Source organism: Pseudooceanicola nanhaiensis, assembly GCF_020171315.1.
In the GTDB taxonomy this organism is placed as follows: domain Bacteria; phylum Pseudomonadota; class Alphaproteobacteria; order Rhodobacterales; family Rhodobacteraceae; genus Pseudooceanicola; species Pseudooceanicola nanhaiensis_A.
Genome location: NZ_JAIUZP010000001.1, coordinates 422,401 through 445,637, shown reverse-complemented (window position 1 = coordinate 445,637; position 23,237 = coordinate 422,401). Strand labels below are relative to the sequence as shown.

The following is a 23,237-nucleotide window of genomic DNA, read 5'->3' as shown; positions in this document are numbered from 1 at the left end:
TCCGGCCTCATCCGGCCGCCCTGTCCCGGTCCATGCCCTCCCCTCATGGCTGCCTCTCCAAATCCGGTGGTGACATCGCACCCTTGATTTGCGAGGGTCTTGGCGACTTTCGAAGCCGCTTCACCCCAGCCCGCACGCGTGCAGGCCTGGGGTCTGGTCACGGAGAGAGGAGACGGAATGGAGGAAAGGTTCGCACAGGTCCTCAGGCGCCTCGACAGCCGCGCGCCCGGCCCGTTCCACTACGCCGACCTGCGCCCGGACTGGACCGGGCTGCCGCTCGGGGAGAAGGTCCAGTCGGGCCATGCCTTCCTTGACGCGGTACGCGCAGGCCAGCTGCCCGGTGTGTCCGACACCGGCCGGAAGGGCGACAGGGGGCGGGTCTATCACTGGGCCGGTTCCGATGCGGCCACGGGCCCGTCGCGGGCGCCGGTGCCCGACTCGGGCGCCGACTCGCGGCGCTAGGGTGATTTGCCCACCATTTCGACACAGGCGCTCACGCCACGGTGAGACGCCACGACATTTGTGATCACACCATTTTCGCGTGTGATCACAAACCCGGAAAAATCGGCGAAATTCCCCGGTAGAGCGGAAAAAACCGTTCATCCCCCGTCAAGGATGTGGCTATACCGGGTGCAATCGTAGCAACGAGGGACGGAGTTCATGAACATCCATGAATATCAGGCGAAGGCGCTGCTTCGCGAATACGGCGCGCCGGTGTCCGACGGGCGTGCAGTACTGAAGGCGGAGGAGGCCAAGACGGCCGCAGGCGAGCTCGACGGCCCGCTCTGGGTGGTCAAGGCGCAAATCCACGCCGGCGGTCGCGGCAAGGGCCACTTCAAGGAAGCCGACGCGGGCGAAAAAGGCGGTGTCCGCCTTGCCAAATCGGTGGAAGAAGCTGCCGAAGAAGCCAAGAAAATGCTCGGCCGCACGCTGGTGACGCACCAGACCGGTCCGGCCGGCAAGCAGGTCAACCGCATCTACATCGAAGCGGGTTCGGACATCGAGCGCGAGCTGTACCTCGCGCTGCTGGTGGACCGTCAGACCTCGTCCGTGTCTGTTGTCTGCTCCACCGAGGGCGGCATGGACATCGAGGAAGTCGCCGCGTCGACCCCGGAGAAAATCCTCTCCTTCTCGATCAACACCGCCACCGGCTACCAGCCGTTCCACGGCCGCAAGGTCGCCTTCTCGCTGGGCCTCGAAGGCCAGGCGATGAAGCAGTGCGTGAAGCTGATCGGCCAGCTCTACAAGGCCTTCATGGAGAAGGACATGGAGCAGCTGGAAATCAACCCGCTGATCGTCATGCCCGATGGCAACCTCAAGGTGCTGGACGCCAAGGTCGGTTTCGACGGCAACGCGATCTACCGCCACGCCGACATCGCCGCCCTGCGCGACGAGACCGAGGAAGACGCCAAGGAACTGGCGGCCTCCAAGTACGACCTGAACTACATCGCGCTCGACGGTGAGATCGGCTGCATGGTGAACGGCGCAGGCCTGGCCATGGCAACGATGGACATCATCAAGCTCTACGGTGCAGAGCCCGCGAACTTCCTCGACGTTGGTGGCGGCGCCACCAAGGAGAAAGTGACCGAAGCGTTCAAGATCATCACCTCGGACCCGAACGTGAAGGGCATCCTGGTGAACATCTTCGGCGGCATCATGCGCTGCGACGTCATCGCCGAAGGCGTGATCGCCGCGGTGAAAGAGGTCGGCCTGCAGGTTCCGCTGGTCGTACGCCTCGAAGGCACCAACGTCGAGCTCGGCAAGGAGATCATCTCCAACTCCGGCCTCAACGTGATCGCGGCAGACAACCTGTCCGACGGCGCCGAAAAAATCGTCAAAGCAGTGAAAGGCTGAACCCATGGCAGTTCTCGTTGATGAAAACACCAAGGTGATCTGCCAGGGCTTCACCGGCTCGCAAGGCACCTTCCACTCCGAACAGGCGATCGCTTACGGCACCAAGATGGTCGGCGGCGTGACCCCCGGCAAAGGCGGCATGGAACACCTGGGCCTGCCCGTCTTCGACGGCGTGGCCGAGGCGGTCGAGAAGACCGGCGCGAATGCCACCGTGATCTACGTTCCGCCGCCCTTCGCGGCCGACTCGATCCTCGAGGCCATCGACGCGGAAATCCCGCTCATCGTCTGCATCACCGAAGGTATCCCGGTGCTGGACATGATGAAGGTGAAAGCCGCGCTGCGCACCTCGAACTCGCGCCTGATCGGCCCGAACTGCCCCGGTGTCATCACCCCCGGCGCCTGCAAGATCGGCATCATGCCCGGCCACATCCACAAGCGTGGTTCGGTCGGCGTCGTGTCGCGCTCGGGCACCCTGACCTACGAGGCGGTCAAGCAGACCTCCGACATCGGTCTGGGCCAGTCCTCGGCCGTCGGCATCGGCGGTGACCCGATCAAGGGCACCGAGCACCTCGAAGTGCTGGAAATGTTCCTCAAGGACCCGGAAACCGAGTCGATCATCATGATCGGCGAGATCGGTGGCTCGGCCGAAGAGGAAGCCGCACAGTTCCTCGCGGACGAGAAGAAGAAGGGCCGCTGGAAGCCGACCGCCGGTTTCATCGCGGGCCGCACCGCCCCTCCGGGCCGTCGCATGGGCCACGCCGGTGCGATCGTCGCCGGCGGCAAGGGTGACGCGGAATCGAAGATCGAGGCCATGAAGTCGGCCGGGATCGTCGTTGCCGACAGCCCCGCCACGCTGGGCGAAGCCGTGCTGAAAGCCATCGGCTGAACAAGGTGAAGTTGTGGAGAAATCCAGCCACATAAAGCGCATCGCGCGGTCCGTCAGCCGGGGGGCACCCCTCGGCTGCACGGGCCCGTGCTGCGTGTTGCCCTGCAACGGGGTGCTGTGATGCTGGTGAGCCATCTCCACAACTTCATCTTCCTCAAGACCCACAAGACGGGCGGAACCTCTGCGGAAATGGCGCTGGAGCAGCTTTGCGCCCCTACCGGGCATGTGGCCGTCGAGCACTGTGACGCAAAGGTTTCTGCGGAAGGCATTGTCGCCTCCCGAGGGACCAACCGTCAGACCGATAGCACTGGCTGGACCTCGCATATGCCAGCCGTCGCGGTACGTGAAATGCTGGGCCCAGACGTCTTCGACCGCTACATGAAGGTCGCAACCGTCAGGAACCCCTTCGACAAGGCCGTATCTTGGTTCCACTATCACCGCTTCCGCAGTCATACGGCGGTAAAGGGAAATCCTGCCCATACGCTGCAGGTCCTGGAAGGTGATCAGCTAATCAAGCGCTTTCGGAAGTTCATCGCGCTGCGGGCCGAGAAGAACTATTTCCGCTCCGAGCGGAACATAGACTGGCACGTGTCCCACATCGACGGCACGCTCGTGCTGGACGGCGTTCTTCATCAGGAAACACTGAACGAAGATCTCATTGCCCTTGGCCAGCGTTTGGGCTTCGACGGCACCGCGCTCCCACTGCCACAAGCAAAGGCGGGCATCAGGCCCTCGAACGACTTGGCGGTGGCCGACTATTACGACGCAGCCACGGCAGACATCGTACGGAACGGGTTCGCCTGGATGTTCGATCTCGGCGGCTACGATCTTGACCTTCCGCGTGACGCAGTTGCGAACCGGGGGGCAGCATGAGCTTTTCTGACGCCATCAGAACCTGCCTGCGCAAGTATGTGACGTTCTCCGGACGCGCCTCGCGGCCGGAGTATTGGTATTTCTTTCTCTTCACGCTGCTGCTGGGACTCGCTGCCAGCATCATCGACAGCGCCGTCTTCGGCGTCTCGTCCGACAGCGACGGCCCCGCCAGCCTTCTGACGTCGCTTTTCATCTTCCTGCCGATGCTCGCCGCGGGCTTCCGGCGGATGCATGACACCGGTCGCTCCGGTCTCTACCTATTCTACCCGCTGATCGCCCTCGTGGGCGTGATCAGCTTTGCCGCCATGATGGGCGCCGCCGATGCGCTCTCGACCGGCAATTTCGAAGGCCTGTTCACCGGCCTCCTCGGCATCGTGATGATCTTTGCCGTGATCGTTCTCATCCTGTCACCGCTGATCGTCCTGTGGTGGCTTACCCGCCCGTCGCAACCCGGCGCCAACCAATATGGTGCCAATCCCAAAGAGGTCTCCTCATGACCGAGCAGTCTCCAAACGACATTTTCCATGCTTCCAGCTTCATGCAGGGGCAGAACGCCGAATACCTCGAACAGCTCTATGCCCGCTACGCCACCGACCCCGCGTCGGTGGACGAAGCCTGGCAGGCCTTCTTCAGCTCGCTCGGTGACGACGGGACCGATGTGAAGAAAGAGGCTGCCGGTGCCTCCTGGCAGCGCGCCGACTGGCCGCCGACCCCAAACGACGACCTGACCGCCGCGCTTGACGGCATGTGGCCCGCGCCCGCGGAAGCCAAGGGCGCCGGCAAGAAGATCAAGGAACAGGCCGCCGCCAAGGGTGTCGAGGTCTCCGACGACGCGGTGAAACGCGCCGTGCTGGATTCGATCCGCGCCCTGATGATCATCCGGGCCTACCGGATTCGCGGCCACCTCATCGCCGACATCGACCCGCTGGGGATGCGTGACAAGACCCCCCACCCCGAGCTCGACCCGAAGTCCTACGGCTTCACCGATGCCGACATGGATCGCCCGATCTTCATCGACAACGTGCTGGGCCTGCAGATCGCCACGATGCGCCAGATCATGGACATCGTGAAGCGCACCTACTGCGGCACCTTCGCCCTGCAGTACATGCACATCTCGGACCCCGAGCAATCGGCATGGCTGAAGGAGCGCATCGAGGGCTACGGCAAGGAAATCACCTTCACCCGTGAAGGCCGCCGCGCCATCCTGAACAAGCTGGTCGAGGCCGAAGGCTTCGAGAAGTTCCTGCACGTCAAGTACATGGGCACCAAGCGCTTCGGCCTCGACGGCGGCGAAGCCCTGATCCCGGCGATGGAGCAGATCATCAAGCGGGGCGGCAACCTCGGCGCCAAGGAGGTCGTGGTCGGCATGCCCCACCGCGGCCGCCTCTCGGTGCTGGCCAACGTGATGTCCAAGCCCTACCGCGCGATCTTCAACGAATTCCAGGGCGGCTCCTTCAAGCCCGAGGACGTGGACGGCTCCGGCGACGTGAAATACCACCTCGGCGCGTCCAGCGACCGTGAGTTCGACGGCAACTCCGTCCACCTCTCTCTGACGGCGAACCCCTCGCACCTCGAGGCGGTGAACCCGGTGGTTCTCGGCAAGGCCCGCGCCAAGCAGGCCCAGCTGAACGACGCTGATCGCACCGGCGTGATCCCGGTCCTGCTGCACGGCGACGCGGCCTTCGCCGGTCAGGGCGTCGTGGCGGAATGCTTCGGCCTCTCCGGCCTCGTCGGGCACCGCACCGGCGGCACGATCCACATCGTCGTGAACAACCAGATCGGTTTCACCACCGCGCCGCACTTCTCGCGCTCGTCGCCCTACCCCACCGACAACGCTCTGGTGGTCGAGGCGCCGATCTTCCACGTGAACGGGGACGATCCGGAAGCCGTGGTGCATGCCGCCAAGGTGGCCACCGAGTTCCGCCAGAAGTTCCACAAGGACGTAGTCATCGACATCTTCTGCTATCGCCGCTTCGGTCACAACGAAGGCGATGAACCGATGTTCACCAACCCGATCATGTACAAGAACATCAAGGGTCATAAGACGACCCTGTCGCTCTATACGGATCGCCTCGTGAAAGACGGCCTCATCCCCGAGGGTGAGATCGAGGACATGAAGGCCGCGTTCCAGGCCCACCTCAACGAAGAGTTCGAGGCCGGCAAGGAATACAAGCCCAACAAGGCTGACTGGCTGGACGGCAAGTGGTCGGGTCTCGACCGCGAGAAGGAAGAGTACCAGCGTGGCGAAACCGCCATCGCGCCGGAAACCATGCAGGACATCGGCAAGTCGCTGACCACAGCGCCCGCCGGCTACCCGCTGCACCGCACGGTGGAGCGTCTGCTGGATGCCAAGGCCAAGATGTTCGAAACCGGCGAAGGCTTCGACTGGGCGACCGGTGAGGCACTGGCCTTCGGCTCGCTGCTGACCGAGGGCTACCCGGTTCGCCTGGCCGGCCAGGACTCGACCCGCGGCACCTTCTCGCAGCGCCACTCGGCCCTGATCAACCAGGAGACGGAAGAGCGTTACTACCCGCTCAACAACATCCGCGAAGGTCAGGCCCGTTACGAGGTCATCGACTCGATGCTCTCGGAATACGCGGTGCTGGGCTTCGAATACGGCTACTCGCTGGCCGAGCCCAACGCGCTGGTGATGTGGGAAGCCCAGTTCGGCGACTTCGCCAACGGCGCGCAGATCATGTTCGACCAGTTCATCTCCTCGGGTGAATCGAAGTGGCTGCGGATGTCGGGCCTCGTGATGCTCCTGCCCCACGGCTACGAAGGCCAGGGCCCGGAACACTCCTCCGCCCGTCTCGAGCGCTTCCTGCAGATGTGCGGCCAGGACAACTGGATCGTTGCCAACTGCTCGACGCCCGCGAACTACTTCCACATCCTGCGCCGCCAGCTGCACCGCGACTTCCGCAAGCCGCTGGTGCTGATGACGCCGAAGTCGCTGCTGCGCCACAAGCTGGCGGTCAGCAAGGCCGAGGACTTCACCACCGGCTCCAGCTTCCACCGCGTGCTCTGGGATGACGCCCAGTACGGCAACTCGGACACCAAGCTGGCCGCGGACGACAAGATCAAGCGCGTCGTCATGTGCTCGGGCAAGGTCTACTACGACCTGCTGGAAGAGCGTGACGCCCGCGGGATCGACGATGTCTACCTGCTGCGGATCGAGCAGTTCTATCCCTTCCCGGCGATCTCGCTGGTCAAGGAGCTGGAACGCTTCAAGGGCGCAGAGATGGTCTGGTGCCAGGAAGAGCCCAAAAACCAGGGCGCCTGGACCTTCATCGAGCCCAACATCGAATGGGTGCTGGGCCGCATTGATGCCAAGCACAAGCGGCCCGTCTACGCCGGCCGCGCCGCCTCGGCTTCGCCCGCAACGGGCCTGGCCGCACAGCACAAAGCACAGCAAGCAGCGCTCGTTGACGACGCGCTGACAGTCAAAGGGAACTAAGACGCATGACGACCGAAATCCGTGTCCCCACCCTGGGTGAAAGCGTCACCGAAGCAACGGTGGCAACCTGGTTCAAGAAACCCGGTGACACCGTGGCCGTGGACGAAATGCTCTGCGAGCTGGAAACCGACAAGGTGACCGTCGAGGTCCCCTCCCCCGCCGCGGGCGTGCTGGCCGACATCGTCGCCGCCGAAGGCGAGACCGTGGGCGTTGACGCCCTGCTGGGCAACATCTCGGAAGCTGGCAACGCCGGCCCCGAGGAAGTGAAGCCCAAGGCAGAAGAGAAAGCCGCAGCGGCCCCCGCCGCCGCCGGTGGTGCCTCGGTCGACGTCATGGTGCCCACGCTGGGTGAATCCGTGACCGAAGCCACCGTGGCGACCTGGTTCAAGAAGGTCGGCGACACCGTCGCCCAGGACGAGATGCTCTGCGAACTGGAAACCGACAAGGTCTCCGTCGAAGTGCCCTCGCCCGCAGCCGGCACCCTGACCGAGATCGTGGCGCCCGAAGGCACCACCGTCGACGCCGCCGCCAAGCTGGCCGTGATCTCCTCGGGCGCAGGTGCTGCTGCCGCGGCCCCCGCCGCTGCTGCCGCTCCGGCCGCCACCACCTCCGCGCCCGCAGCTTCGGGCAAGGATGTCGAGGACGCACCTTCGGCCAAGAAGGCCATGGCAGAGGCCGGCCTCTCGGCAGGTCAGGTCTCGGGCACCGGCCGTGACGGTCGCATCATGAAGGAAGACGTGGCCAAGGCCATCGCCGCCGGCACCTCCGCCGCCGCAGCGCCCGCCCCGGCCTCCGCGCCGCGCGCGCCTGTTGCAGCCGACGATGCGGCCCGCGAAGAGCGCGTCAAGATGACCCGCCTGCGTCAGACCATCGCCCGCCGTCTGAAGGACAGCCAGAACACCGCGGCCATGCTGACCACCTACAACGAGGTGGACATGACCGAGGTCATGGCGCTGCGCAACGAGTACAAGGACCTGTTCCTGAAGAAACACGGCGTGAAGCTCGGCTTCATGTCCTTCTTCACCAAGGCCTGCTGCCACGCGCTGAAAGAGGTCCCCGAGGTCAACGCGGAGATCGACGGCACCGACATCGTGTACAAGAACTTCGTGCACATGGGCATCGCCGCAGGCACGCCCACCGGTCTCGTCGTGCCCGTCATCCGTGACGCCGATGCCATGTCGTTTGCCGACATCGAGAAGGCCATCGCCGAGAAGGGCGCCCGCGCCCGTGACGGCAAGCTCTCCATGGCGGAAATGCAGGGCGGCACCTTCACGATCTCGAACGGCGGCGTCTACGGCTCGCTGATGTCCTCGCCGATCCTGAACCCCCCGCAGTCCGGCATCCTCGGCATGCACAAGATCCAGGACCGTCCGATGGCCATCAACGGCAAGGTGGAAATCCGCCCGATGATGTACCTCGCCCTGTCCTACGATCACCGCATCGTCGACGGCAAAGGCGCCGTGACCTTCCTCGTGCGCGTCAAGGAAGCGCTGGAAGATCCCCGTCGCCTGCTGATGGACCTGTAAGATCATGCTTTCCTCGATGTCAGTAGCGTCGAGGAACTTGACCAGCACACTCACTCGCTTGGGTTGCGGTGTGCTGGTCGTCTCGATCGTTCTCGTGCTGCTTTATGGTGTCGACCCTAATTCAAAGCTCTTCGCGGAAGAAATCACCCTTTGGGTTGTCATAAGAGGTATTCTGTTCGCTTTCGGATCAGTACTGATGGGCGGACTAGCTGTTTTTCTTGGGTCTCTCGGTAGCTCAAACTTCGGCAACGAAGCCACCCGCGTGGATCGTCTCACACGAATTGGTGCTGCCAAGAACGTTGAACTAACTGCGATGATGCGAGATGCGACAATCAGATTCGAGGCCGCCTCTGGGCTAATCGGAGCTATAGTAATTGTTACCGCTATTCTCTTAGTCGCGTACCTGTTTGACTTCTCACCCGAGATTCCTCCATTGCCAGAACGCCCGCCTGTCGCATGGGGCAAGAACCTTATTCTTGGTGTGATTGTGTTCGGTGCAGCTCAGCTTCTAAAATGGTCAGTGAACAGTGCAGTCGTGGCTATCGACCTTGCGCTCGACAAACATTACCCGAAGGCAGAGATGAATTAATGCCACCCGAACTCCTCGCCCTTGCCCTCGTGGCCGTCGAACATGCCGTCCTCGTCTTCTGGTCCCAGACGCTCCTCACCCGTGACGTGGGCATGGAGGGCAACGCCGGTCCGCGCGATGCCCTGCCGCCGCTGGCCGAGGACACTATGCGCCTGCGCCGCGCGCTCGCCAACCATACCGAGAACTTCCCGCTCTTCATCGGCGCGGTGGTCTGCGTCCTGCTCTCCGACAGCGCCAGCTGGTTCACCGCGCTCTGCGCCGCGATCTATGTCATCGCTCGCGGGCTCTACATCCCGGCCTACAAGTACGGCTGGGCACCCTGGCGCTCGATGATCTTCACCGCGGGCTTCCTCGCGACGGCGGCGATGTATGTCGCCGCGGTGCTCTGAGGCCGCGATGGAGCCGCATCTCACCATCCTCGCCCTCGCGGCCCTGCTGCAGGTCGGACAGATCGCCCTGATGGCGGTGCCCGCGAACCTCGAACTGGGCACCAAGGCCACCACGGGCCCGCGCGATCCGCAGGATGTGCCGCAGGGCAACCCCTACCTGCTGCTGTCGCGCCGCACCGGGCGGCTGCACCGGGCGATGAACAACCACTTCGAGGCGCTGCTCCTCTTCACCATCGCCACGCTCGTCGTGGTGCTGGGCGAGGCGGCCAACGCCCTCACCGTCACCATGGGCTGGCTCTACCTCGCTGCCCGTGTGCTCTATATTCCGGCCTATGCCTTTGGCTGGGCCCCCTGGAGGTCCTACCTCTGGGCGCTCGGCCTTCTGGCCACCGTGATCATGCTGATGGCGGCCCTCTTCTAGGGCCCTCATCTTTCCCGAAATACTCCGGGGTGCCGCGCCATGCGCGGCGGGGGCAGCGCCCCCTCCCCGGTCCAGACCAGACCGATCCGGCGCAGAGGCGCCGCAAAGACAAAGGAGACCTCTCATGGCCCAATACGACGTCATCGTCATCGGCGCAGGCCCCGGCGGCTATGTCGCTGCCATCCGCTGCGCACAGCTCGGCCTCAAGACCGCCGTTGTCGAAGGCCGCGAGACCCTCGGCGGCACCTGCCTGAACGTGGGCTGCATCCCCTCCAAGGCGCTGCTGCACGCCACGCACCAGCTGCACGAGGCAGAGCACAACTTCGCCACCATGGGCCTCAAGGGCAAGGCGCCCTCCGTCGACTGGCCGACCATGCAGGAGTACAAGCAGTCGGTCGTGGACGGGAACACCAAGGGCATCGAGTTCCTGTTCAAGAAGAACAAGATCGACTGGCTGAAGGGTTGGGGCTCGATCCCCGCCGCCGGCAAGGTCAAGGTCGGGGACGAGACCTACGAGACCAAGAACATCATCGTGGCCACCGGCTCGATCCCCTCGGCGCTGCCCGGCATCACCGTGGACAACGAGGCCGGCCTCGTGGTGGACAGCACCGGCGCGCTCTCGCTGCCGAAGATCCCCAAGAAAATGATCGTCGTCGGCGCCGGTGTGATCGGCCTCGAACTGGGCTCGGTCTACAAGCGTCTCGGCGCCGAGGTGACCGTGGTCGAATTCCTCGACAACATCACCCCCGGCATGGACGGTGAAGTGCAGAAGAACCTCCAGAAGATCCTCAAGAAGCAGGGTATGGAGTTCATTCTGGGCGCCGCCGTGCAATCGGTCGAGACCACCAAGACCAAGGCCAAGCTGACCTACAAGCTGCGCAAGGACGAGAGCGAGCACACGCTCGACGCCGATTGCGTGCTCGTGGCGACCGGCCGCAAGGCCTATACCGACGGCCTCGGCCTTGCCGACCTCGGTGTCGAGATGACCGACCGCGGTCAGGTCAAGACCGACGCCCACTGGGCCACCAGCGTGAAGGGCATCTATGCCATCGGTGACGCGATCACCGGCCCGATGCTCGCCCACAAGGCCGAGGACGAAGGCATGGCCTGCGCCGAAGTTCTGGCCGGCAAGCATGGCCACGTGAACTACTCGGTCATCCCCGGCGTGATCTACACCCACCCCGAGGTCGCCTCTGTCGGCGCCACCGAGGAGAGCCTGAAGGCCGAGGGCCGCGCCTACAAGGTCGGCAAGTTCCCCTTCATGGGCAACGCCCGCGCCAAGGCCGTCTTCGCCTCCGAGGGCTTCGTGAAGATCATCGCGGACAAGGACACCGACCGCGTGCTCGGCGCCCACATCATCGGCCCGGCGGCCGGCGACATGATCCACGAGATCTGCGTGGCGATGGAATTCGGCGCCTCGGCGCAGGACGTCGCCCTGACCTGCCACGCCCACCCGACCTATTCGGAAGCGGTGCGCGAGGCAGCACTGGCCTGCGGCGACGGCGCGATCCACGTCTGATCGCCCGGCCCGGGGACATCCCCGGCACCGAAGTTCAGAAGGGCCGCCCGCACAGGGCGGCCCTTTTTCGTGGCAGACCGCGCGGCCCCCCTGCGTCGTATTCCACCCGTGCCGCCCGTGTTACGTGCCGCCCCCCTGCACCGGCTCACGTGCTGGCAGCCCCTGCACCGGCCCCCGCCGGGACCGCCCGAAGCCCACCGCCACGCTGCGCGAAAGTCTTCGCCTCCCCCGGCAAATGCCCTAGCTTCCCGGGAACGCCGTCCCCGCGCCGCGCCGGCCCCTGCCTGCAGCGCCCCAGCCGAGAGCCCGATGCCCGATCCCCTCGTCTCTGTCCTGATCCCCGCCTACCGCGCCGAGGCGACACTGCCTGCCGCGCTGCGCTCCGTCGCGGCCTCCGGCCTGCCGGACGGGGCGGTGGAGATCGTCGTCGCCCCCGACGACGGGCAGGAGTATGGCAGGCTGTTGCCCCAGACGCCGGGCTTGCGTTGCCTGCCCCCCGGCCCGGTGGCCAGCGGCCCCGGCGCCACGCGTAACCGCGCGCGCGCCGCCGCACGGGGCGCGTGGCACGCCTTCCTCGATGCGGATGACACATGGGCGCCCGGCTACCTCGCCGCGCTTTTGCCGCTGGCACAGGCCCATGGCGTGGCCTTCGGGCGGACGCGTATCCTGCGCGGCACGGCGCCCGCACTCGACCTGCCGGGGACAGACCGCACGGAGATCACGCTGGAGACCTTCGGCACCACGGGGGCCAGCTTCCACCCGGTGATGGCCGCCGCCCTCTCCCGGCCCTTCCCGGACCTGCCCGCGCAGGACGTGGCCCATGCGGTGGACCTGCTGGCCCGCCTCGGCGGCAGCGCCCCGCTGGGTGAGGCGAGCTATGAGCTGCACCTGCGCGGCGATAGCACGACCGCGCAGGAGGATTTCTCCGCCCGGGTGGCCGCGGCCTATGCCGCCTATGAGCGCGCCTTCGAGGCCGCAGACCTGCCACCGCAGATGGCGTACCGCGCGGCGCAGGTGTTCCGGGACAAGGCCGCCCTGAATGCGGCCTATACGGCCGAGGGACAGGGGCGCGCCTTCTACGATTTCGTGGCAGATCGGCTGGCGCGCTCCGGGTGAGGCACCAGCCGGAATTTTCGAAGATCCCGGTCCGTTTTCTTCGAAGAAAACGGGCAAGGCCCGCTGCCGGGCACGCTTGTCAGACCGGGCACGCCCCTCTGACGGGGACGCCGAAGAATTTTAAGGAAAATTCTTCGCAGAAGTCTTGTTTCAAGACTTTTGGGGGGCTCTGCCCCCGCCGCCCGATGGGCGGCTCCCCCGGAGTATTTCGGGAAAGCTGATGTTACCAGAGGCTCTTGGCCGCGCGCTCGGGCCAGCTGCGGTCGTAGTCGGCGCCGCCGACCTCGCCGCTGGTCATCTCGGCGAGGATCTGGCCAATCGTGGGCAGCTCCGCGCTTTCGTCGCCTGCAGTCCAGAGCCGGGCGCGCATCAGGGCGCGGGCGCATTGGCTGTAGATCTCCTCGATCGAGATCACGATCACCGTGCGGGGCTGCTTGCCCTTGAACTCGAACCGCGCCAGCAGCGCGGGATCGGCGGTGATCTTCGCAGTCCCGTTGACCCGCACCGCGTTGTTGGAGCCGGGCACAAGGAACATCAGCGACAGCCGCGGGTCGCGCACGATGTTGCGCAGCGTGTCGATCCGGTCGTTGCCCTTCCAGTCCGGCAGGGCCAGCGTCTTCTCGTCCAGCTCGGTCACCACGGGGCCATCGTCGCCGCGCGGGCTGCCGTCGGTGCCCTCGGGCCCGACGGTGGAGACGACGCAGAAGCGGCTCGCCATGATCCACTGGCGGTAGAGCGGCGTCATCCGGTCGGCGACCTTGCGCATGGCGGCGGCCCCCGGCGTGCCGTAATGCGCCTCCAGCGCCTCGATGCTCTCAATGAACTCCATCGGTCTGTCCTTCCGCTGCATCCATGAGCCGGTCCGAGGCCGTCTCGATCCGCTCCTCCAGCGTCGCCATGAACTCGGCCCGTGGCAGGCCCGGCGGCACCGTCTCGAGGAATTCCACGACCGCGAGGCCCGGCTTGCGCAGCATGCCCCTGCGCGGCCAGAAGAGGCCCACGTTGGTGGCAGCAGGCACGCAGGGCTGGCCCGTCTCGTGGTAGAGAACGGCGGTGCCGGTCTTGTAGGGCATCGTGACCCGGGGCGCGACGCGGGTGCCCTGCGGGTAGATCACCAGCTGGCCGGCCGGCGCGGTGCCGGAGGTTACGTCCTGCACCATCTTGCGCATCGCCGCCGCCCGCTTGCCGCGCTTCACCGGCACGCAGCCCATGCGCTGCGCGTACCAGCCGAGGATCGGGGCAAAGCGCAGCTCGTCCTTCATGATGAACTTGGGGCGGCGCAGTTCGCTGCACAGGATGATGATGTCGAAGAAGCTCTGGTGCTTGGAGGCGATCAGCACCTCCGCATGGGGCACCGGCCCGCGCAGCTCCGAGTGCAGCCCGCAGATCACCCGCGCCGACCAGCGGACATAGCGGCAATAGGCGTTCACGCCCCGGTAGGCGCCGGTCCGGCTGAAGAGCGCCCAGGGCCCGAAGATCAGCGCCGCCACGGCCATGGCGAGGTACATCTGCACCACGAAAATCACAGAGCGGATGTATTGCATCAGGCGAGGTCCTTCAGCGTGCGGTTGGCGGCGCTGCGTGTGGCCCAGAAGGCGACGACGGCGGCCATCGGGGGCACCACCAGCGGCCAGAGCCATTGCAGCCCCTGGAAGCCGAGCCCGGTGAGGAAGCCACCCTCGTCCTGCGCGGCGGGCAGCGCGAAGATGGCGAGACAGCCCGCGATCATCCCGATCCCTGCCCCCACGAAGGCGCGGATGGTGAAGCGGCGCACGAAGGCACGGGCGATGAAGACGTCACGCGCGCCCACGAGGCGCAGCACGGTGATGACCTGCGCATTGGCGGCGAGGGCGGCATTGGCGGCCAGCGTGATCACCGCCCCCATGGCCCCGCCGATCAGCAGGATCGACAGCCAGCCGAGCGCGCGCAGCCGCTCTGCCGCCCGCACGAGGGGCCGCCGCCAGCGGCTGTGATCGTCGAGCACGGCACCCGGCACCTCGGCCTGAAGGCGCAGGCGCAAGCCCGCCGCGTCAAAGCCCTGCGCATCTTCCACGATCTCGATCAGCTGCGGGATCGGCAGGTCGTCCACCGGCAGATCGGGCCCGAACCACGGTGCCAGCAGGGCACGCTGTTCGTCCGAGCCGAGCGCGCGGGCCGAGGCCACGCCTTCGGTCGTCTCCAGCACCCGCAGGGCGGCCTGGGTCTGGGCCTCGATCTGGTCCTCGGGGGCCGAGATCCGCAGCGTGGCGGAGCGCGCCAGTTCCGCGCCCCAGTCATGGGCCAGCCGCCCCGTCGCCAGCGACAGCGCAAGGGCAAAGACCGCGAGGAAGGCCATGACCGCCGAGGCGAAGAGCGTCAGCGAGGCGGTGAAGCCCGTGGGCGGCACCACGCGGTCGGCCGGGCCCTCGCCCGACATCAGCAGGTTGAAACGATCCCGCAGCGCCTTCACAGGTCCGCCCCCGCCAGTTGCAGCCGCCGGTTCACGATCCGCAGCACGCGGGCCTGCACCTGGCTCTTGGTAGAGCGGATGATGCCAAGGTCGTGGGTGGCGATCATGATGGTCTTGCCCATCCGGTTCAGCTCGATCAGCAGGGTCATCAGGCGCTGCGACATTTCGTAATCGACGTTGCCCGTGGGTTCATCCGCGAGGATCACGTCCGGCGACATGATCACCGCCCGGGCCAGGGCCGCACGCTGCCGCTCGCCGCCCGACAGCTCCGGCGGCAGGGCCTTGGCGCGGTGGCTCAGCCCGCACCAGCCCAAGAGGTCCTTGAGGTTGGTCTGCTCCTGCAGCGTGTCCCGGCCCGAGACGATCAGCGGCAGGGCCACGTTCTCGGCCAGCGGCAGGTGGTCGAGGAACTGGCAGTCCTGGTGCACCACGCCGATCCGGCGCCGGGTCATGGCGACATCGTCGCGCGTCATGTCGCGCACGTCGCGGCCAAAGAGCTGCGCATGGCCCGCGGTCGGCGTCAGCGCGCCGTAGCACAGGCGCAGGAAGGTGGTCTTGCCGCTGCCCGAGGGCCCGGTGAGGAAGTGGAACGATCCGGGCGACAGCTTCAGCGAGACCTCGCTCAGCAGTTCGCCCCCGCCATAGCTGTAGGCCACGTTTTCCAGTTCGATCACGGCTTGCCCCTCTTCGGGCCCGGCGGGCCCGCGTGATGCCGCGGCTGCATGGCGCCGCGATGATGCTTCCTTTTGCACGAGAGCGCCGCCGGTTTCAATCTCCGGGGGCCCGTTGGGAGGGCCGCGCGGGGCCCGTGGGGGGCCCTCGGTCCCGGCAGGGGCGCACCCTGCAACCCTGCCTGTCTTTGGGACTTTTTTCCGCCGCCCGGAGACCATATGCTAGGCAGAACGGAGCGAGGCATCCGAGTGGAACGAAAGGGATAACATGCGGCTGGTCTGCCCGAACTGCGGCGCGCAATACGAGGTGCCGGACGAGGTGATCCCGGAGGCCGGGCGCGATGTCCAATGTTCCGCCTGCGGCGACACGTGGTTCCAGCATCACCCGGCCCATGCCCCTGCCCTGTCCGACGACGAGGACGACCTTGTGACGGCCCCCGCTGCCGCACCGGTGTCGGCGCCTGAGGTGCCCCCGGCCCCCGCAGCCGCCGCGGCCCCAAGCGTCGAAGACCTCGAAGACGAGGAGGAAGACGAGGACGACGGGGGATTCGCCGATTTCCCCGCACCGGCCCATGATCCCGACCGCGACATCATCGAGGACGACGAGCCCGAGGATGCGATCATCCCGCCCGCCGTCCCGGCACGGTCGCGCCGTCTCGACCCGGGCGTTCAGAACGTCCTGCGCGAGGAAGCCGAACACGAGGCCCGCCGCCGGGCCGCCGAACAGCAGACCGGGCTGGAAAGCCAGCCCGATCTGGGGCTGACGCAACCCTCCGACGATCCCAAGGACCGGGCCGAGACCGCACGCCGGCGCATGGCGCAGGTGAAGGGCGAAAGCCCCAAACGCGCCCCCGCCCCCGCAGCTGCAGCCACAGAGGACGTGGCCGCCGCGGAAGCGACCTCGCGCCGCGACCTGCTGCCGGACATCGAGGAGATCAACTCCACCCTGCGCAGCAAGGGCGAACGCCGCGCGGCCAGTGCCCCCGTCACCGACGTGGACACGCTCAAGGAACAGCGCCGCGGGTTCCGGATCGGCTTTGGCCTGACGCTGATGGTCACCGCGCTTGCGATCATCGTCTACGTGAATGCCGAGAAGCTTGCCCTGCGCTATCCGCCCGCCGCGCCGACGCTTCAGAGCTACCAGCAGGGCGTGAACGAGGGGCGGCTCTGGCTCGACGCCAAGGTCGCGACCCTGCTGGCATGGCTCGACTCCGAGGGCTCCTGACCCCGTCGCGCCTCGCGGGCCCCCGCACTTGAGAACAAACGGCCAGCTGCACCGCTGGCCGTTTTGCTTTGCCCCGGCCAATGCGCCTCTCCGCCGCCCCTCCGGGGCCGGGCGACGCGCAGCGGGCTGTCGAAGACACGCGCCCGGACAGCAAAAGGCCCCGCCGGGGCGGGGCCTCTATCGGGATCGGTCTCGCGGGTTCTGCCTGTCCCCGCAGGGCTCAGAAGCGATCCAGCAGGCGGCGGAGGTAATCCAGTTCCTCCTGCGGGCGATCGCCCTCGCCGGAGCGGCGGCGGATCTCGTCGAGCAGGTCGCGGGCGCGGCGATAGACATCCTCGCCCTGCAGCATCTCTTCCTGATTGCCCAGCGACCCGTTGGAGCCCGCGTTGCGGCCCAGCGGGTCGTTCTGTTCGCCGCCCGCGTTGCCCTGCGCCTGCCCCTGCTGGCCCCGCATCTGGCGTTCCTCTTCGGCCACGGCCTCGCCGAGGTTGCGCATCCCCTCGCGGAGCGCCTCCATCGCCTCGGACTGGCGGTCGATCGCCTCGGCCAGATCGTCCTGCCGCAGGGCCTCCTCGGCGCCTTCCATGGCCCGCTCGGCCTGCTCAAGCGCCTCGCGGGCGGCGTCGCCCGCCTCGGAGCCCGCGCCGGGCAGGTTGCCACGCTGGCGGTTCAGCTCGTCCCGCAGGGCGCGCTGCCGCTCGGCAAGGCCCTCGCGCGGGTCGCCGCTCTGGCCGTCGCCCTGCCCCGGCATTTGCTGGCCCTGCCCCTGCTGCTGACCGGGCTGGTTGCCCTGCTGCCCGCCCTGCTGGCCCGGGGCCTGCGGCAGCCCGTCGTCGTTCTGGCCCATCTGGCCCTGACCCTGCTGGCCTTGCTGACCCTGTTGGCCCTGCTGCCCTTGCTGGCCCTGCTGGAACTGCCGCTGAAGGTCCTGGAACGCCTGATCCGACAGGCCCTGCTGATCGCGCAGCGTCTCGGCGAGGCCCTCCATCGCCTGCTGGCCGGGGCTCTGCTGACCGCCGCCCTCGCCCTGCGTGACACGCATGTTCTCCATCATCTGCTGGAGCTCCTGCAGCGCCTGCTGCGCCTCGGCCATGCGGCCCTGCTCCATCAGCTCCTGAATCCGGTCCATCATGCGCTGCAGGTCGTCCTGCGTCATGCGCATGGCATTCTCGGACATCTGCTGGTTCTGCTGGCCGTCCTGATTTTCCTGCTGGGCCTGCCGCGACAGCTGGCGCAGGTAATCCTGCGTCGCATCGCGCAGCTCCTGCATCAGGCGGGCGATCTCCTCCTCCGAGGCGCCGCGCTTCATGGCTTCGGTCAGCTGTTCCTGCGCGCGCTGCATCCGGTCGCGCGCATCGTCGATGTCGCCCTCCTCCAGCAGCAGGGCGAGGTCCCACATCGCCTCGGCGATCTCGTCGCGTTGCGGATCGGTCAGGCGGGCGTATTGCGTGATCGTGTCGAGGCGGCGCAGCACGTGGCGATAGCGCAGGTAGGTGGTTTCGTCGTCGAAAAGCCCATCCGGCTGCCAAGAGATCGCCCGCATCACCTGCACGATGCTGCGCGCGTTGTCGCGGTTCCACAGCAGGTCGCGGCGCTGCTCGATCACGGCGGCGGCGAGCGGATCAAAGAAGGTGCGCGCGGCGAGGCGCATCTCCTGCCGTTCCGAGACGCCGGTCTGGCCCGCGGCATCCTCTGCCTCCAGCTGTACCAGTACCGGCAGGTTGGCCCAGGGATGCTTGGAGAAATTCTCGATCAGGGTCTCTTCGAATTCGGCCCGGTTGCCCGCGATCGGCAGCGGCAGCGGCAGTTCGATGACCGCCTCGTCCTCCGGATCGGCGGCAAGCCCGTAGCGGCGATCGAGGTTGGCCATGTCGAGGGAGATCAGCGCCCGCCCGCCGGTGATGCCGTAATCGTCCATCGCCTTGAACGGCAGCGTCATCTCGCCCTCGGCCGAGGCTTCGGCAAGGGAGGTCACGCCGATCTGCGGCGGCAGGTCGGGGATCACGGCGATCCGCCACGCGCGGCCGCCCTGCCCCTCGATCGCGATGGCGCCATCCTGCGTGATGGTGAAATCCTGGCTGAGGGCGGTGCCCTCCTCGCCCGTACCATCGACCGGGCGGCCCGAGACCGCCTCGTTCACGACGAGATCGCCCGGCGCGCCGTAGAGCCGCAGGGTGACGCGGCTGCCCGTGACGGCGGTGAGCTGTCCGGGCTGGATGTCGTTGAGGTAGAGCACCGGCAGGCCGGTATAGGCGGGCGGCTCCAGCCAGCCCTCCCACGAGGGGCCAGCGGCGAGGGCGGCCCCGCTGCCGCCCGGGGTCATCTGCGTGACGGAGGTGACCCGCCAGACCGAGCCGAAGATCAGCGCGGTGACGAACCCCATCAGCGCGACGTAGCGCAGCCCGAAGGGATCGCGCGAGGACATCCGCAGGTCGGGCTTCACCGCGTGGGCGCCTTCGGCGGCGCGGGCCATGCGGGACTGGTGCGCGGCCCAGATCGCGGCAGAGGCCGCATCCTCGCCGCCGATCGCCTGTGCGTCGCGCAGCGCCTGCAGCGGACGGCCCTTCAGCGAGGCATCGAGCCGTGCCTCGGCCTCGGCCGCGGTGGGGAAATGGAAGCGCCGGACACCGCGCCAGAGGAACCAGACCACCGCCACGAGGACCACCACCGCCACGGCCCAGACAAGCTCCAGCGGGGCGATGTCCTGCAGGCCCAGCATCAGCGCCCCGGCGGCGGCGATCACGACCGACCACAGCGGCCAGAAGGCGCGGGTCAGGCGTTCCGCCAGCATACCGGCGCGGGTGAGCAGAAGGGCGGGCGCCAGATGGCGCAGGGTCTGGGTCAGCGGTGTCTGTTCAGGCATCTTCCGGTCCAGCGGCCTGACACGGGCATCGCGTCAGAGCCATTCCGGAAGCGTATCGCGATTTATGATTTCCTCAAAGCTCGGTCGCTCACGAATGACAGCGAAGTGATCATCCTTAACAAGAACTTCCGGGACCAGAGGCCGGGTGTTGTACTCGCTCGACATCACCGCGCCATAGGCCCCGGCAGAGCGGAAGGCGACCAGATCGCCCGGCCGCAGCGCGGTCAGGTTGCGCTGCTTGGCGAAGGTGTCGCCGCTTTCGCAGACCGGGCCCACCACGTCATAGGGCGCCTGCTCCGCGCCGGGCGCAGGCTCGACCACGGGGACGATATCGTGGTGCGCCTCGTACATGGCCGGGCGGATCAGGTCGTTCATCGCGGCGTCGAGGATGAGGAAATCGCGGCCCTCGCCCTGCTTGAGGTAGATCACCTCGGAGACGAGGATACCGGCGTTGCCCGCCACCAGACGGCCCGGCTCGATCTCGATCTCGCAGCCCTTGTCACCCAGTACCTCCTTGACGAGATTGCCATATTCCTTGGGCAGCGGCGGGGCCTCGTTGCCCCGGGTGTAGGGAATGCCAAGCCCGCCGCCGAGGTCGAGGCGGCGGATGTCATGGCCCTCGGCGCGGAGCCGGTCCACCAGCTCGCCTACCTTGGTGAAGGCGAGACGGTAGGGCTCCAGATCGGTCAGCTGCGAGCCGATGTGCACGTCGATACCCACGACCTCCAGCCCCGGCAGGGCCGCGGCCATGGCGTAGACCTCGGAGGCGCGGGAGATCGGGATGCCGAACTTGTTCTCGGACTTGCCGGTGGCGATCTTGGCGTGGGTCTTGGCATCCACGTCGGGGTTCACGCGCACGGCAATGGGCGCGATTACGCCCATCTCCGAGGCGACCTCGGAGAGTGCCTGCATTTCAGGCTCGGATTCGACGTTGAACTGGCGGATGCCGCCTTCGAGTGCCGCGCGCATCTCGGCCCGTGTCTTGCCGACGCCCGAGAAGACGATCCGGTCGCCGGGCACGCCCGCGGCCTTCGCCCGCGCGTATTCCCCGCCCGAGACCACGTCCATGCCCGCGCCAAGCTGTGCCAGCGTCTTGAGGATCGCCTGATTGCTGGCGGCCTTCATGGCGTAGCAGACCACGTGCGGCAGGCCGTCGAGCGCCTCGTCGAAGAGGCGGAAGTGCCGGGTCAGCGTGGCGGTGGAATAGATGTAGACCGGGGTGCTAACCTTGGCCGCGATCTCGGCCACGGGCACGTCCTCTGCGTAAAGCTGTCCGTCGCGGTAGAGAAAATGATCCATGGCAGGTCCCTGTCGATATGGCCTTCAAGAAATGGGCTTGCAGCCGTCTACACGGGGCGGCGGCGCGGTGCAATTGGCCCCGGTGCGGGGATCGGCCCCCGGGGGCCAGCCCCCGGCCCCCCGGGATATTTCCGAACAGTGGATGGGGGCGTCGGACCGGCGGTCAGAGCGGAGCTCAGACGGGAGGTCAGACGGGCCGGCTGCGCAGGAAGAGGTAGAGCGGCAGGCCGCAGCTGACGCCGATCAGGAAGGTCGCGGGGATCGCGAGGAGCGCCATGAAATTCCGCCGCACCGCGACCTCGGCGAGAATCCACAGGGTCAGCGCCACGGCCGAGATGATCAGGTCCCACATCAGCCCGGTGCTGGCGGCATTGGCCGTCCAGCCCGCGGTGAGACCCGCGAGGCTGAGACCGTTGTCGGCGATCCAGCCGGCGACGTGGATCATCGGATGGACCGCGCCCCAGAGGGCGAGGCCGAGATAGGCCAGCCGCAGCGGGCTCATTGCCGGGTGACGACGCCGAAGCGGGCGTTGCCCGAGACCGTCACGCCGCTCCGGGTGTCGGCGGCAAGCTCGATGTCCATGCCGTTGGCAGAGGTCCGGCGGATCTCCTTCTCGCGCTCTTTCGGCGGGCCGTTCACCCCGCAGGCGGCCAGCACGGCAAGCGCCGAGACCGCGGTGATCAGGCGGAGGGGGAGACGTGTCATGACAGTGTGTCCTTCCAGCGGGCGATCTGTTCGCGCACGCGCGCGGGCGCCGTGCCGCCATAAGACATACGCGATGCGACCGAATTGTGCACGCCCAGGACGGTAAAGACTTCGTCGGTGATCGCCTCGTGGACCTCCTGCATCTCGGTCAGCGAGAGGTCGGGCAGGTCACAGCCCTTGGCTTCCGCCTTGGCGACGAGGGAGCCGGTGACATGGTGCGCGTCGCGGAACGGCATGCCGAGCGCCCGGACCAGCCAGTCGGCCAGATCGGTCGCGGTGGAGAAGCCCGCGCCGGCGGCGGCTTCCAGGGCCGGGCGGTTGGCGGTCATGTCGCCGACCATGCCGGTCATGGCGGCGAGCGCCAGCATCAGGTTGTCGGCGGCGTCGAAGACCTGTTCCTTGTCTTCCTGCATGTCCTTGGAATAGGCCAGCGGAAGCCCCTTCATCACCATGGTCAGCGCGACGTTGGCCCCGAAGATGCGCCCGATCTTGGCGCGGATCAGTTCGGCCGCGTCGGGGTTCTTCTTCTGCGGCATGATCGAGGAGCCGGTCGAGAACCGGTCCGAGAGCACGACGAAGCGGAACTGCGCGGAGGACCAGATCACCAGCTCCTCGGCCATGCGGCTGAGGTGCATGGCGCAGATCGAGGCGCAGGACAGGAATTCGAGCGCGAAGTCGCGGTCCGAGACCGCGTCGAGCGAGTTCGCCGCCGGGCGGTCGAAGCCGAGCGCCTCGGCCGTCATGTGGCGATCGATCGGGAAGGAGGTGCCGGCCAGCGCCGCCGCGCCGAGGGGCGATTCGTTCATCCGGGCGCGGGCGTCGGTGAAGCGCGAGAGGTCGCGGGCGAACATCTCGACATAGGCCATCATGTGGTGGCCCCAGGTCACGGGCTGCGCGGTCTGCAGGTGGGTGAAGCCGGGCATGACCCAGTCGGCGCCCGCCTCGGCCTGTGCGAGAAGCGCCTGCATCAGGGCCTTGAGCCCCTCGATGGCCGCGTCGACCTGGTCGCGGGTCCAGAGGCGGAAGTCGGTCGCCACCTGGTCGTTGCGCGAGCGCCCGGTGTGGAGCCGCCCGGCGGGTTCGCCGATGACCTCCTTCAGGCGAGCCTCGACGTTCATGTGGATGTCTTCCAGCGCGGTCGAGAAGGTGAACTGCCCGGCCTCGATCTCTGACAAGATCGTGAGAAGGCCTTCCCGGATCGCCTCGGCATCTTTATCGCTGATGATGCCCTGCGCCGCGAGCATCGCGGCATGGGCCCGCGAACCGGCGATGTCCTGCGCGGCCATGCGCTTGTCGAACCCGATCGAGGCGTTGATCGCCTCCATGATCGCATCGGGTCCGGCGGCGAAACGGCCGCCCCACATCTGGTTCGAGGTTTTCTGGGTCATGAGGTCCGCC

Annotated in this window: 22 protein-coding genes; 13 read left to right on the top strand and 9 right to left on the bottom strand. The window is 67.0% G+C overall.

The window, feature by feature from the left end; translation table 11 throughout:
• Positions 1 to 177: 177 nt before the first annotated feature.
• The 12 genes from LCM32_RS02015 to LCM32_RS01960 all read left to right on the top strand — a co-directional run bounded on the left by LCM32_RS02015 (position 178) and on the right by LCM32_RS01960 (position 12,627).
• Positions 178 to 462 (top strand): hypothetical protein, encoded by a 285-nt coding sequence (locus LCM32_RS02015; protein WP_224819384.1) that lies wholly within the window; start codon positions 178 to 180, stop codon positions 460 to 462.
• Between the two features lie 198 nt (positions 463 to 660).
• The gene (gene sucC / locus LCM32_RS02010) at positions 661 to 1,854 is read left to right on the top strand and encodes an ADP-forming succinate--CoA ligase subunit beta (protein ID WP_224819383.1); all 1,194 of its coding nucleotides are present in this window, start codon (positions 661 to 663) and stop codon (positions 1,852 to 1,854) included.
• 4 nt (positions 1,855 to 1,858) lie between these two features.
• Positions 1,859 to 2,740: a succinate--CoA ligase subunit alpha gene (gene sucD, locus LCM32_RS02005; RefSeq protein ID WP_224819382.1), complete on the top strand. Its 882-nt coding sequence runs from the start codon at positions 1,859 to 1,861 to the stop codon at positions 2,738 to 2,740.
• Positions 2,741 to 2,827: 87 nt separating this feature from the next.
• On the top strand, positions 2,828 to 3,613 hold the full coding sequence (locus LCM32_RS02000; RefSeq protein ID WP_224819381.1) for a sulfotransferase family 2 domain-containing protein: 786 nt from the start codon (positions 2,828 to 2,830) through the stop codon (positions 3,611 to 3,613).
• A complete protein-coding gene (locus LCM32_RS01995) occupies positions 3,610 to 4,110 on the top strand; it encodes a DUF805 domain-containing protein (protein ID WP_224819380.1) in 501 nt (166 codons plus the stop codon). The genes LCM32_RS02000 and LCM32_RS01995 overlap by 4 nt, the downstream gene beginning before the upstream one ends.
• On the top strand, positions 4,107 to 7,067 hold the full coding sequence (locus LCM32_RS01990) for a 2-oxoglutarate dehydrogenase E1 component (RefSeq protein WP_224819379.1): 2,961 nt from the start codon (positions 4,107 to 4,109) through the stop codon (positions 7,065 to 7,067). The genes LCM32_RS01995 and LCM32_RS01990 overlap by 4 nt, the downstream gene beginning before the upstream one ends.
• 5 nt (positions 7,068 to 7,072) lie before the next feature.
• Positions 7,073 to 8,593: a 2-oxoglutarate dehydrogenase complex dihydrolipoyllysine-residue succinyltransferase gene (odhB, locus tag LCM32_RS01985; RefSeq protein ID WP_224819378.1), complete on the top strand. Its 1,521-nt coding sequence runs from the start codon at positions 7,073 to 7,075 to the stop codon at positions 8,591 to 8,593.
• Positions 8,594 to 8,630: 37 nt separating this feature from the next.
• Positions 8,631 to 9,182, top strand: coding sequence for a hypothetical protein (locus LCM32_RS01980; RefSeq protein WP_224819377.1), 552 nt, complete (start codon positions 8,631 to 8,633; stop codon positions 9,180 to 9,182).
• The gene (locus LCM32_RS01975) at positions 9,182 to 9,571 is read left to right on the top strand and encodes an MAPEG family protein (RefSeq protein WP_224819376.1); all 390 of its coding nucleotides are present in this window, start codon (positions 9,182 to 9,184) and stop codon (positions 9,569 to 9,571) included. The genes LCM32_RS01980 and LCM32_RS01975 overlap by 1 nt, the downstream gene beginning before the upstream one ends.
• 7 nt (positions 9,572 to 9,578) lie before the next feature.
• Positions 9,579 to 9,992 carry an MAPEG family protein gene (locus LCM32_RS01970; RefSeq protein WP_224819375.1) on the top strand — a complete coding sequence of 138 codons (414 nt, stop codon included), beginning with the start codon at positions 9,579 to 9,581 and terminating at the stop codon, positions 9,990 to 9,992.
• 124 nt (positions 9,993 to 10,116) lie between these two features.
• Positions 10,117 to 11,511: a dihydrolipoyl dehydrogenase gene (gene lpdA / locus LCM32_RS01965; protein ID WP_224819374.1), complete on the top strand. Its 1,395-nt coding sequence runs from the start codon at positions 10,117 to 10,119 to the stop codon at positions 11,509 to 11,511.
• A 309-nt stretch (positions 11,512 to 11,820) separates the two neighbouring features.
• Positions 11,821 to 12,627 (top strand): glycosyltransferase family 2 protein, encoded by an 807-nt coding sequence (locus tag LCM32_RS01960; protein ID WP_224819373.1) that lies wholly within the window; start codon positions 11,821 to 11,823, stop codon positions 12,625 to 12,627.
• Between the two features lie 223 nt (positions 12,628 to 12,850).
• Here LCM32_RS01960 and LCM32_RS01955 read toward each other — a convergent pair whose 3' ends face one another.
• From LCM32_RS01955 to LCM32_RS01940, 4 genes are read right to left on the bottom strand one after another with little or no spacing between them, the layout of a single operon-like run.
• A complete protein-coding gene (locus LCM32_RS01955; RefSeq protein ID WP_224819372.1) occupies positions 12,851 to 13,456 on the bottom strand; it encodes a pyridoxamine 5'-phosphate oxidase family protein in 606 nt (201 codons plus the stop codon).
• Positions 13,443 to 14,171, bottom strand: coding sequence for a lysophospholipid acyltransferase family protein (locus LCM32_RS01950; protein ID WP_224819371.1), 729 nt, complete (start codon positions 14,169 to 14,171; stop codon positions 13,443 to 13,445). The genes LCM32_RS01955 and LCM32_RS01950 overlap by 14 nt, the downstream gene beginning before the upstream one ends.
• Positions 14,171 to 15,043, bottom strand: coding sequence for a cell division protein FtsX (locus LCM32_RS01945; protein ID WP_224819873.1), 873 nt, complete (start codon positions 15,041 to 15,043; stop codon positions 14,171 to 14,173). The genes LCM32_RS01950 and LCM32_RS01945 overlap by 1 nt, the downstream gene beginning before the upstream one ends.
• A 29-nt stretch (positions 15,044 to 15,072) precedes the next feature.
• Positions 15,073 to 15,750, bottom strand: coding sequence for a cell division ATP-binding protein FtsE (locus tag LCM32_RS01940; protein WP_222493346.1), 678 nt, complete (start codon positions 15,748 to 15,750; stop codon positions 15,073 to 15,075).
• Positions 15,751 to 16,015: 265 nt separating this feature from the next.
• On the opposite strand from LCM32_RS01940, the gene LCM32_RS01935 reads away from it, so the two are divergent.
• Entirely contained in the window at positions 16,016 to 16,972 is a 957-nt protein-coding gene (locus tag LCM32_RS01935) for a zinc-ribbon domain-containing protein (RefSeq protein WP_224819370.1), read from the top strand.
• 220 nt (positions 16,973 to 17,192) lie between these two features.
• Here the strand turns inward: LCM32_RS01935 and LCM32_RS01930 are convergent, their stop codons facing one another.
• From LCM32_RS01930 to argH, 5 genes are all read right to left on the bottom strand, one after another.
• Positions 17,193 to 19,835: a TIGR02302 family protein gene (locus LCM32_RS01930; protein WP_224819369.1), complete on the bottom strand. Its 2,643-nt coding sequence runs from the start codon at positions 19,833 to 19,835 to the stop codon at positions 17,193 to 17,195.
• A 33-nt stretch (positions 19,836 to 19,868) separates the two neighbouring features.
• On the bottom strand, positions 19,869 to 21,134 hold the full coding sequence (gene lysA / locus LCM32_RS01925) for a diaminopimelate decarboxylase (protein ID WP_224819368.1): 1,266 nt from the start codon (positions 21,132 to 21,134) through the stop codon (positions 19,869 to 19,871).
• Positions 21,135 to 21,321: 187 nt separating this feature from the next.
• Positions 21,322 to 21,636, bottom strand: coding sequence for a DUF2834 domain-containing protein (locus tag LCM32_RS01920; protein ID WP_224819367.1), 315 nt, complete (start codon positions 21,634 to 21,636; stop codon positions 21,322 to 21,324).
• On the bottom strand, positions 21,633 to 21,839 hold the full coding sequence (locus LCM32_RS01915; protein ID WP_224819366.1) for a hypothetical protein: 207 nt from the start codon (positions 21,837 to 21,839) through the stop codon (positions 21,633 to 21,635). Before LCM32_RS01915 ends, LCM32_RS01920 begins: the two co-directional genes overlap by 4 nt.
• Positions 21,836 to 23,227 carry an argininosuccinate lyase gene (argH, locus tag LCM32_RS01910; protein WP_224819365.1) on the bottom strand — a complete coding sequence of 464 codons (1,392 nt, stop codon included), beginning with the start codon at positions 23,225 to 23,227 and terminating at the stop codon, positions 21,836 to 21,838. The genes LCM32_RS01915 and argH overlap by 4 nt, the downstream gene beginning before the upstream one ends.
• Positions 23,228 to 23,237: the final 10 nt, after the last annotated feature.

Excerpts from the sequence above, each read along its gene's own strand:
- LCM32_RS02015 (WP_224819384.1), top strand. The coding sequence starts at position 178 with ATGGAGGAAAGGTTCGCACAGGTCCTCAGGCGCCTCGACAGCCGCGCG.
- sucC (WP_224819383.1), top strand. The coding sequence starts at position 661 with ATGAACATCCATGAATATCAGGCGAAGGCGCTGCTTCGCGAATACGGC.
- sucD (WP_224819382.1), top strand. The coding sequence starts at position 1,859 with ATGGCAGTTCTCGTTGATGAAAACACCAAGGTGATCTGCCAGGGCTTC.
- LCM32_RS01995 (WP_224819380.1), top strand. The coding sequence starts at position 3,610 with ATGAGCTTTTCTGACGCCATCAGAACCTGCCTGCGCAAGTATGTGACG.
- LCM32_RS01990 (WP_224819379.1), top strand. The coding sequence starts at position 4,107 with ATGACCGAGCAGTCTCCAAACGACATTTTCCATGCTTCCAGCTTCATG.
- odhB (WP_224819378.1), top strand. The coding sequence starts at position 7,073 with ATGACGACCGAAATCCGTGTCCCCACCCTGGGTGAAAGCGTCACCGAA.
- LCM32_RS01975 (WP_224819376.1), top strand. The coding sequence starts at position 9,182 with ATGCCACCCGAACTCCTCGCCCTTGCCCTCGTGGCCGTCGAACATGCC.
- LCM32_RS01970 (WP_224819375.1), top strand. The coding sequence starts at position 9,579 with ATGGAGCCGCATCTCACCATCCTCGCCCTCGCGGCCCTGCTGCAGGTC.
- lpdA (WP_224819374.1), top strand. The coding sequence starts at position 10,117 with ATGGCCCAATACGACGTCATCGTCATCGGCGCAGGCCCCGGCGGCTAT.
- LCM32_RS01960 (WP_224819373.1), top strand. The coding sequence starts at position 11,821 with ATGCCCGATCCCCTCGTCTCTGTCCTGATCCCCGCCTACCGCGCCGAG.
- LCM32_RS01955 (WP_224819372.1), bottom strand. The coding sequence starts at position 13,456 with ATGGAGTTCATTGAGAGCATCGAGGCGCTGGAGGCGCATTACGGCACG.
- LCM32_RS01950 (WP_224819371.1), bottom strand. The coding sequence starts at position 14,171 with ATGCAATACATCCGCTCTGTGATTTTCGTGGTGCAGATGTACCTCGCC.
- LCM32_RS01945 (WP_224819873.1), bottom strand. The coding sequence starts at position 15,043 with ATGTCGGGCGAGGGCCCGGCCGACCGCGTGGTGCCGCCCACGGGCTTC.
- LCM32_RS01935 (WP_224819370.1), top strand. The coding sequence starts at position 16,016 with ATGCGGCTGGTCTGCCCGAACTGCGGCGCGCAATACGAGGTGCCGGAC.
- LCM32_RS01930 (WP_224819369.1), bottom strand. The coding sequence starts at position 19,835 with ATGCCTGAACAGACACCGCTGACCCAGACCCTGCGCCATCTGGCGCCC.
- lysA (WP_224819368.1), bottom strand. The coding sequence starts at position 21,134 with ATGGATCATTTTCTCTACCGCGACGGACAGCTTTACGCAGAGGACGTG.
- LCM32_RS01920 (WP_224819367.1), bottom strand. The coding sequence starts at position 21,636 with ATGAGCCCGCTGCGGCTGGCCTATCTCGGCCTCGCCCTCTGGGGCGCG.
- LCM32_RS01915 (WP_224819366.1), bottom strand. The coding sequence starts at position 21,839 with ATGACACGTCTCCCCCTCCGCCTGATCACCGCGGTCTCGGCGCTTGCC.
- argH (WP_224819365.1), bottom strand. The coding sequence starts at position 23,227 with ATGACCCAGAAAACCTCGAACCAGATGTGGGGCGGCCGTTTCGCCGCC.